Annotated in this window: 8 protein-coding genes and 1 pseudogene; 3 read left to right on the top strand and 6 right to left on the bottom strand. The window is 46.2% G+C overall.

Annotation, left to right across the window (positions count from 1 at the left end):
• Window positions 1–557 (top strand): STAS domain-containing protein (locus tag BIZ37_RS28690; protein WP_187464441.1); only part of this gene is annotated, 557 nt, incomplete at its 5' end.
• Window positions 558–638: 81 nt separating this feature from the next.
• Here the strand turns inward: BIZ37_RS28690 and BIZ37_RS28685 are convergent.
• Complete coding sequence (locus tag BIZ37_RS28685; protein WP_187464440.1) at window positions 639–1,361, bottom strand: hypothetical protein; 723 nt, start codon at window positions 1,359–1,361, stop codon at window positions 639–641.
• Window positions 1,362–1,441: 80 nt separating this feature from the next.
• Here BIZ37_RS28685 and BIZ37_RS28680 point away from each other — a divergent pair, with 80 nt between their 5' ends.
• A complete protein-coding gene (locus tag BIZ37_RS28680) occupies window positions 1,442–1,915 on the top strand; it encodes a GNAT family N-acetyltransferase (protein WP_187464439.1) in 474 nt (157 codons plus the stop codon).
• An 83-nt stretch (window positions 1,916–1,998) separates the two neighbouring features.
• Here BIZ37_RS28680 and BIZ37_RS28675 read toward each other — a convergent pair whose 3' ends face one another.
• From BIZ37_RS28675 to BIZ37_RS28655, 5 genes and pseudogenes are all read right to left on the bottom strand, one after another.
• Window positions 1,999–2,880, bottom strand: coding sequence for an NAD(P)-dependent oxidoreductase (locus BIZ37_RS28675; RefSeq protein ID WP_107301496.1), 882 nt, complete (start codon window positions 2,878–2,880; stop codon window positions 1,999–2,001).
• A 204-nt stretch (window positions 2,881–3,084) separates the two neighbouring features.
• Window positions 3,085–4,401, bottom strand: coding sequence for an MATE family efflux transporter (locus tag BIZ37_RS28670; RefSeq protein WP_255526953.1), 1,317 nt, complete (start codon window positions 4,399–4,401; stop codon window positions 3,085–3,087).
• Window positions 4,402–4,565: 164 nt separating this feature from the next.
• Window positions 4,566–5,717: an amidohydrolase gene (locus BIZ37_RS28665; RefSeq protein WP_187464438.1), complete on the bottom strand. Its 1,152-nt coding sequence runs from the start codon at window positions 5,715–5,717 to the stop codon at window positions 4,566–4,568.
• A 102-nt stretch (window positions 5,718–5,819) separates the two neighbouring features.
• Complete coding sequence (locus BIZ37_RS28660; RefSeq protein ID WP_187464437.1) at window positions 5,820–6,224, bottom strand: hypothetical protein; 405 nt, start codon at window positions 6,222–6,224, stop codon at window positions 5,820–5,822.
• 149 nt (window positions 6,225–6,373) lie between these two features.
• Window positions 6,374–6,547: pseudogene (locus BIZ37_RS28655) on the bottom strand (transcriptional regulator); the annotation flags it as partial.
• 85 nt (window positions 6,548–6,632) lie between these two features.
• Here BIZ37_RS28655 and BIZ37_RS28650 point away from each other — a divergent pair.
• Window positions 6,633–6,812, top strand: coding sequence for a hypothetical protein (locus BIZ37_RS28650; RefSeq protein WP_187464436.1), 180 nt, complete (start codon window positions 6,633–6,635; stop codon window positions 6,810–6,812).
• Window positions 6,813–6,996 lie beyond the last annotated feature (184 nt).

Raw genomic sequence — 6,996 nt, 5'->3', positions numbered from 1 at the left:
GTGATTACCTCAAGCAAATTCCGATGGCAGCATTGGTCGCCGTGATGATTATGGTCGCTATCAGTACCTTTTCCTGGCAGTCACTGATTGATATCAAGCACCACCCGCTCAATGCCAATGCGGTGATGCTTGCAACGGTAGTCACAGTCGTCTTGACCCACAATTTAGCTATCGGGGTTGCGGTGGGCGTGTTGGTCTCGACAGTGTTTTATGCTAACCATAGCCGCAAGATCATGAAAGTGACGGATGATGTTTTGGTTTGCAATGAGCATACTATCCACAAGGTTCATGGCCAGATATTCTTTGCTTCTGCCTATAATTTCATGGATATGTTTAACTTCAGGCAAGCCACCAGGTATGTCACGATCGATTTGTCTGATGCCCATTTCTGGGACATCACAGCGGTCGGTGCGCTGGATAAAGTTGTGCTCAAATTCATGGAAGCGGGTTCGCAAGTTGAAGTGGTGGGTATGAACCAAGACTCTGAAAAGATGATCTCGAAATTTGCCATTTTCGATAAGCCGGAGAAGTTGGCAAATCAGGTTATTGGCCATTGATGATTAGAAACTAATTACAAAATGTCCCAAAACTCAAGTTCAAATGGCCCGTTGCCATTTGAACTTGTATAGCTTCGAAAACTAATACGATGAAGCCGGATTAATATCGACCGTGCCCTTTATTACATCAACCTCGGCATGATAAATCGCCTGCGGATCGCCGTAGTGTTTAAACGTAAAATGGTAAACACTTGCCGGAGCCCATATTTCTGTGGGTTCGGAAGGTGTAATTTCGTACCCGTCCTGTTGGTAGATCTCTGTTTCTGCCACTTTTTCTATCGCGGCTTGCTGACCTGCTTTTCTGTCTATCTCCGGCTCTAGTGAAGGGTTATTCGGATATGTGTTTCCGTCATAGGCCATCAAGCGAAATGCTCCATTGCTCCATACCATGAAATCTTGCCAACCATTAGTCGTACTATCGGCCAACAGCACCGGGGGTTTGACAACAGACATTTGACTGATGATGTTGCCGTTATTATTGAAGATGACCGCAGTACAGCCACCACTACCGCAAAAGTAACTGTTCTGAATTAAGACAAAGTGTTCAGCATAACCATCGTTGTTGAGATCGGTATGGCCTGTTAGGTAGCGGATATTGTCTCGCTCAATGGATAGCCCCTCAGGGGCTAAAATTTGGGTATCAACCCATTGGGCCACAGTATTTTCATTTGAGCTATTTTGATTCGTAGCTGTAGGCTTGCTGGGTGCCGGTGAGTCGGTGGATGATAGGTTGTCTGAGGGACTACAGCCAATCATTAACAGTGTGCTGAAAAACCCTAAATACCGAAAGTTGAGTTTGAACATGTCATCTGGCTCTATATTTTTATTAATAATGAATAGTATATAGCAGCATGGTATTTCTATTATGACCCGAGAAATGGACGATGAGTAATATACAGTTAGTCTCCCTGTTGGATGTAGAGAGGCAAAAGCTTATCGACTTGATGAATAATGTTCAGGTTAAGGCACAACTACCACTGTTAACCGATGTGTTTACACAAGCGAGTTGTACGGCTTTCCTTGAGGCCAAGCAAAAAATGTGGGAAGAGCATGGATATGGCCCATGGGCTTTCATAATAAATGGCGAATTTGCTGGGTGGGGCGGTCTACAGCCCGAAAGTGGAGAGGCGGATTTTGCTTTGGTGTTGCATCCTGACTTTTGGGGCTACGGTTTGAAAATATTTAAACTGTTTGAGCGTGTCGCTTTTGATGAAATGAACCTAAGCTCAATCACTGCCTTGTTTCCGCCTAGTAGGAAGAACTGGAGGGCGTTAATCCGCTTTGGTTTTATCAAAGAGCAAGAGCTGGTTTTCAACGAGCGGACGTTCATAAGGTTCCGGCTTCGGAACAACCGATAAGGATTGATATTGGGAAGTGCTTCAAAAACAGCAACGGCGCTGCAACTATCAAGCTGCAGCGCCGTTGTTAAATTATGTTCGAATTACTTCTTAAGGTTTGTGAAGTAGTCGAAGATAACTGGTACGTCGTTGTTACCCATACCTGCATCAACAGCAGCTTGTAGGCTAGTAGAAGTACCTTGAGCGATTAGAGACTCAGTACCTAGCTCTTCACATAGAGCAAGGAAGTAACCAAGGTCTTTGTTTGCGTTAGCAACAGAGAAACCTAGCTTCTCTTCGCCGTCTACAGCGTAGAACTTACAGAACTGCATGAACGGAGAGTTAGAAGGACCAGCTGACATGATGTCGAATAGTTGCTGACCGTCAACGCCTGCTAGCTTAGCAACAGCGAACGCTTGAGACATAGTTGCAACAGTAGTCATACCCATGAAGTTGTTCACAAGCTTAGTAACGTGACCAGAACCTAGCGCACCTAGGTGGAATACGTTTTCGCCTTGCTCGTCAAGAACTGGCTTAACTTTGTTGAAAGTTTCCATGTCGCCAGCAGCCATGATGTTTAGAAGACCATCTTTAGCGTGAGCTGGAGTACGACCTAGAGGAGCATCGATCATGCCTGCGCCTTTCTCAGCAAGGTCAGCACCGATCTTCTTGGTAGAAGCTGGGATAGAAGTACCGAAGTCAATTAGTGTCTTGCCTTCAGACATACCAGCTAGGATACCAGTTTCACCGTAAACAACTTTCTCAACAACTTCAGAAGTTGTTAGGCAAAGCATAACGATGTCACTTTTCTCAGCAAGTTCTTTACCAGAAGCTGCTTCAGAAGCGTTGCCACGAGCTAGAACTGCTGCAACTGCATCTTTGTTAAGATCCATTACGTTAACTTCGTAACCACGGTTTTGAAGATTCTCAACCATGTTGCCGCCCATAAGGCCAAGACCGATGAAACCAATTACTGGTTTAGTCATTTCAGACTCCTAATAAAAAATACTATTGTATGACTATATGGCTTAAGGATATACGTCTGTTCGCCTTAAAGCAAATGTAGATTGCTTTGAAATCTTCGCCAGTTCACAGTTTTTTGATCTGGGCCAGATCTGAGGGGAATTTGAATTGTGATCTGGGGAGATATCGTGCTAGGCGATATCCTCCCCAGATAAAAACACGTCGATTTAGTGGTAATTCAACTCGGCAGCTTTGTCTTTATCGAACTCATTGAGCGTCTTGCGTGCCAAGTGGCGGAATGGGATCGCCTTGATACATTCTTCGAATGGCATGATAGCGAACGCCCAGAACAAGGGAGCATCGAAGAATTGGAGCAAGATAGCCAGTAGCGGGAGCGAGACCAACCATTGGCCTGAGAAGTTGATAGTAAATACGGCTTTGGTTTTCCCCAAAGCCCTCAGGGCATGACCATGTACCGTGTTGTAGCCGCGCACCAAAGGCAGGAAAATGTATAGCGGCGCTATAACAGCCAGTGCCTGGAAGGTTTCAGGTTCCATTTCAGGGTAGATAAACGATAGGCACAGACTTAGTGCGAAGAAAAAGCCGCTGGTGATAATCGATAGGATGACAGCAATCCTGATGCTGGTATCGACATTTTCCCGTAGGTCATCAAGCTTGTTGGCACCGATGGCCTGACTGATCAGAATAGCGGTAGAGTGGGCAGCAGCCGTTGTCATTTGGGTACCCATACGGATCCACGGCATGATCAGAGTAATCGCCACGTAGGCATAAAGGCTGAGTTGGGAATATAGCAGTTGGTATATTGTCGCACCGACTGCCAGCATCGCCATATTGGCGGCAATCGGGAATATTTCCCCGAAGTGGCGTTTAGTTAGGTAGATGAAATGACCGACTTTCCCCGGCTTGCGCAGGGTGATCATGTCATCGATACGAACACAGTAAACAAGGAAACCGGTACGGACCAAAATTGCCACCAAGCTGCCAAGAGCCGCTCCCAACACTCCCAAACCAAATTGGTGGATGAGTATGTAAGTTGCTACCGTATTAACAGGTAATTCGAGTAGGTAGCCTTTAAAAGGGATTTTTGTTTTACCTAGGCCATTGAAGCAGGCAATCAATACTTGGGTCAGGGCACTGAACAGCAAGGTAAGGGTGGAAATTTGTAGGTAACCAACTGTTAATGATAGAAGTTCTGGGTCTTGGGTAATGTAGCCAACCAACTCATCGCCGAAACTGAACAATAGCAGTGAAAATAAGGCTGCTACACCAAAGTTGATAGCCATTCCGCTCAATATAGAGTCGCTTAATGCCTCGGAGCGGCCCGAGCCATAGGCCCGGCTGATCACAAGTTGTGTGCCGTTGGCGAGGGCGTTTTGAAAACCTAGCAGGAAGGCGACAATGGCCGTGGCAATACCAATGGCCGCAACAGGAACTTCTCCAAGTGGTGAGATCAGTAGCGTGTCGATAAGCAGCATCGACTGCATAAGAAATGCATTCATGGCGAGCGGCCATGCAATTTTCAGGTTTTTCTTTACAAATGGAGAGAGTTGCAAGAGGGCTCCTTGTTGCAAAAATAGTTATTAAAGGTGACGAGTTGTATTATTATATTTCAATAGGTCCTCTAACATCCAGAGCCATCTTGTCGAATAATCGTTCTAATTTGTTAACCGCTAGCCACGTACGTGACTTAGCTATGTTTTCCTTTTACCAGAGCACAGAATAGTTGGCTGGCGGTTGCGATCAGTGCATCCGGAAAGTCATAGTCGGGATTATGCAATTGGGGATGTTCTTGACCACTGCCAATACAGAACAAGGCACCTGGCCATTTGGTGAGGAATTCAGCCATATCCTCAGACCACCTCATCGGCTCGTCAATACGTTCAATCGGTAATCCGAGAGATTTGGCTTGGGTGATAACCTGCTGGCAATGCAGTGGTGAATTGACGGTGGCATTGAACCACTCCTGCCAAGACACTTCGCATCGGAGATTTTCCTTTTCACAAAGTGTGTTGATTTGCTGTTCGATGAGTGACTTCATTGCTATTAAGGTTTGAGTGTTTTCGCTGCGTAAAGTGGCAAGTACTTTGGCATACCCCGGTGCGGTCCCAAATGCGGCTTCGCCATTAACGGTTTCGCCAAGTGAGGCATGAACAACAGTCGTCAGGGTAAATACTCCGGAAAATTGTTCAGGCAAGGTTTGCAGCAACTTGATTACTTCTGTCATCGCTAGCGTTGGTGCAATACCATTTTCAGGCTTGGCAGCATGGGAGGTTTTGCCAAATAGTTCGATGCTGACTCCGGTAGAGGCACAAGCGAAGGTGCCAGGTTTGATCACAACGGTATTGAGCGGGTAACCGGGTAGGTTATGGTAGGCATAGACATTGTCGATGTGCTGATTGGCAAGCCATGGTTCTTTCAGCATGGCGGCAGCTCCTGCACCTGTTTCCTCTGCGGGCTGAAATACTAACAACACACGGCCTGATAATGGGGGATGTTCGGCTAGGCGTTTGGCGACCATCATCAAAGAAGCGGTGTGCCCATCATGGCCGCATGCATGCATGACCCCCTTATGACAAGAGATATGCGCGTGGTTGGCTTGTTCATGGATAGGAAGGGCATCGAAATCGGCACGTAACAAACTGGTTTCACCGGGTTGACCGCTGTCAAACTCAACCACAATGCCATGTCCACCTATATCCGTCCTCGGTGATAAACCAAACTGACGGAGTTGTTGAACAATGATGTCTGCTGTCTGGCGTTCGTGGTGGGAAAGTTCTGGATATTGGTGAAGGTAGCGGCGGAAGGAAATGGGGTCAAAGGATTCAATCGGCGTAATCATAACAATTCGTTTGGCTATATTATTTAGGTTGCATAGCTTACGCCGATTTCTATCGACCCAGTGTGATGGGTATCGCAGGGTTCAGTTGCTAATATGAGCAAGTTATTCCGGTAAATCCAAATCCAGTGGCAACTCATCATCCCAATTCTCTAGAATAAATTGCCTCTTACTTTCAAGTCTTTGCTGGAGAGAGAGGATAAAGTCTTCAGATTCTTTCAATTGACGGGCTAGTTCGAAGGCTATGGCTTCGAGATCGTCAGCACTGAAATCATTACTCTCGGCGTTGAGGAAATCTGAGTGGCTGTGGGTTTCAAATTCGAACTGAGGCGCAGAAGGGGCTAAGGCACGAAGACGCCTTTCTTTTTTTAGGTGGTCTAACAAGAAAAAGCTAGTTACTACAAAAGTAATAAGTGCACTGGCACCAAACAGTTTGCGAAACTGGCCACTTTCTTTGAGTGCCAACAGGGTAAGTAAACCAAAAACAATACATAGTAGGAGCAGCACCATTCCTTTGAAACCTCAATCGCTTACTGTAAGTGATTAGATTACCAAAATGAATAGTTACTCACTATTGTCATTCTGTTACCGAATGCAAATTGTGAGATGGCGATACAGAAACTATTGTCGTTCGTTTTAGTATCGCTATCGGTGTTGGGTTACTGCTGAAGTTGCTTAACCCCTGTTATTAAAGCATCCAAGCCTTTATCCACTTTGCTTCTCGGGCAGCCCACATTCAAACGAATATAGCCTTTACCTTCTGTTCCATAGGTATCGCCGCGCATGATAGCGACCTTATGCTTGTGAATAAGAATGTGTTGCAAGGCGTCCAGCCTGTCATCTCCTTGTTGATAAGCCATGAGCAGCCTTAAGCTGGACTAGGTACTGCTCGCGGGATTGCTGTGCGGGCAACGGTGAATGACGACATTGATTATGTCGTACCGGACAATACCTTGGCCGCTGACCTTCATGTCATCGACCGCCTCAGAGATTGGCGAGCAAGCCGGTAAGCGGTTAGTACAGAAAATGAAAGCCTCCGAACCCGCAGTAGAGAAAGTCGTACTGGCCCCAGAACTGATCATCCGTGGCTCGGCGTAAACCCAAAATTTCTATTCATACTCACATCCAACCGAAGTAGTCAGTGTCAGTCTCGATACTGACTTCTTTTGCTACCAAGCCCCCCAACGCGCCTAGCTTCCTACATCACCTCGGGCGATTAAATCTAAGCTATTACATAAGGTTTAACGTAAACCCTTTGTGCTCGGTTAGGCTGATATTGAAT

It is taken from the genome of Photobacterium sp. BZF1, assembly GCF_014349205.1.
In the GTDB taxonomy this organism is placed as follows: domain Bacteria; phylum Pseudomonadota; class Gammaproteobacteria; order Enterobacterales; family Vibrionaceae; genus Photobacterium.
The sequence above is the reverse complement of the archived record's forward strand: the minus strand, read 5'-3'. Positions and strand labels throughout refer to the sequence as shown.

What these genes read in the sequence shown, in the direction of transcription:
- BIZ37_RS28685 (WP_187464440.1), bottom strand. Translation starts at nt 1,361, where the DNA reads ATGTTCAAACTCAACTTTCGGTATTTAGGGTTTTTCAGCACACTGTTA.
- BIZ37_RS28680 (WP_187464439.1), top strand. Translation starts at nt 1,442, where the DNA reads ATGAGTAATATACAGTTAGTCTCCCTGTTGGATGTAGAGAGGCAAAAG.
- BIZ37_RS28675 (WP_107301496.1), bottom strand. Translation starts at nt 2,880, where the DNA reads ATGACTAAACCAGTAATTGGTTTCATCGGTCTTGGCCTTATGGGCGGC.
- BIZ37_RS28665 (WP_187464438.1), bottom strand. Translation starts at nt 5,717, where the DNA reads ATGATTACGCCGATTGAATCCTTTGACCCCATTTCCTTCCGCCGCTAC.
- BIZ37_RS28660 (WP_187464437.1), bottom strand. Translation starts at nt 6,224, where the DNA reads ATGGTGCTGCTCCTACTATGTATTGTTTTTGGTTTACTTACCCTGTTG.
- BIZ37_RS28650 (WP_187464436.1), top strand. Translation starts at nt 6,633, where the DNA reads ATGACGACATTGATTATGTCGTACCGGACAATACCTTGGCCGCTGACC.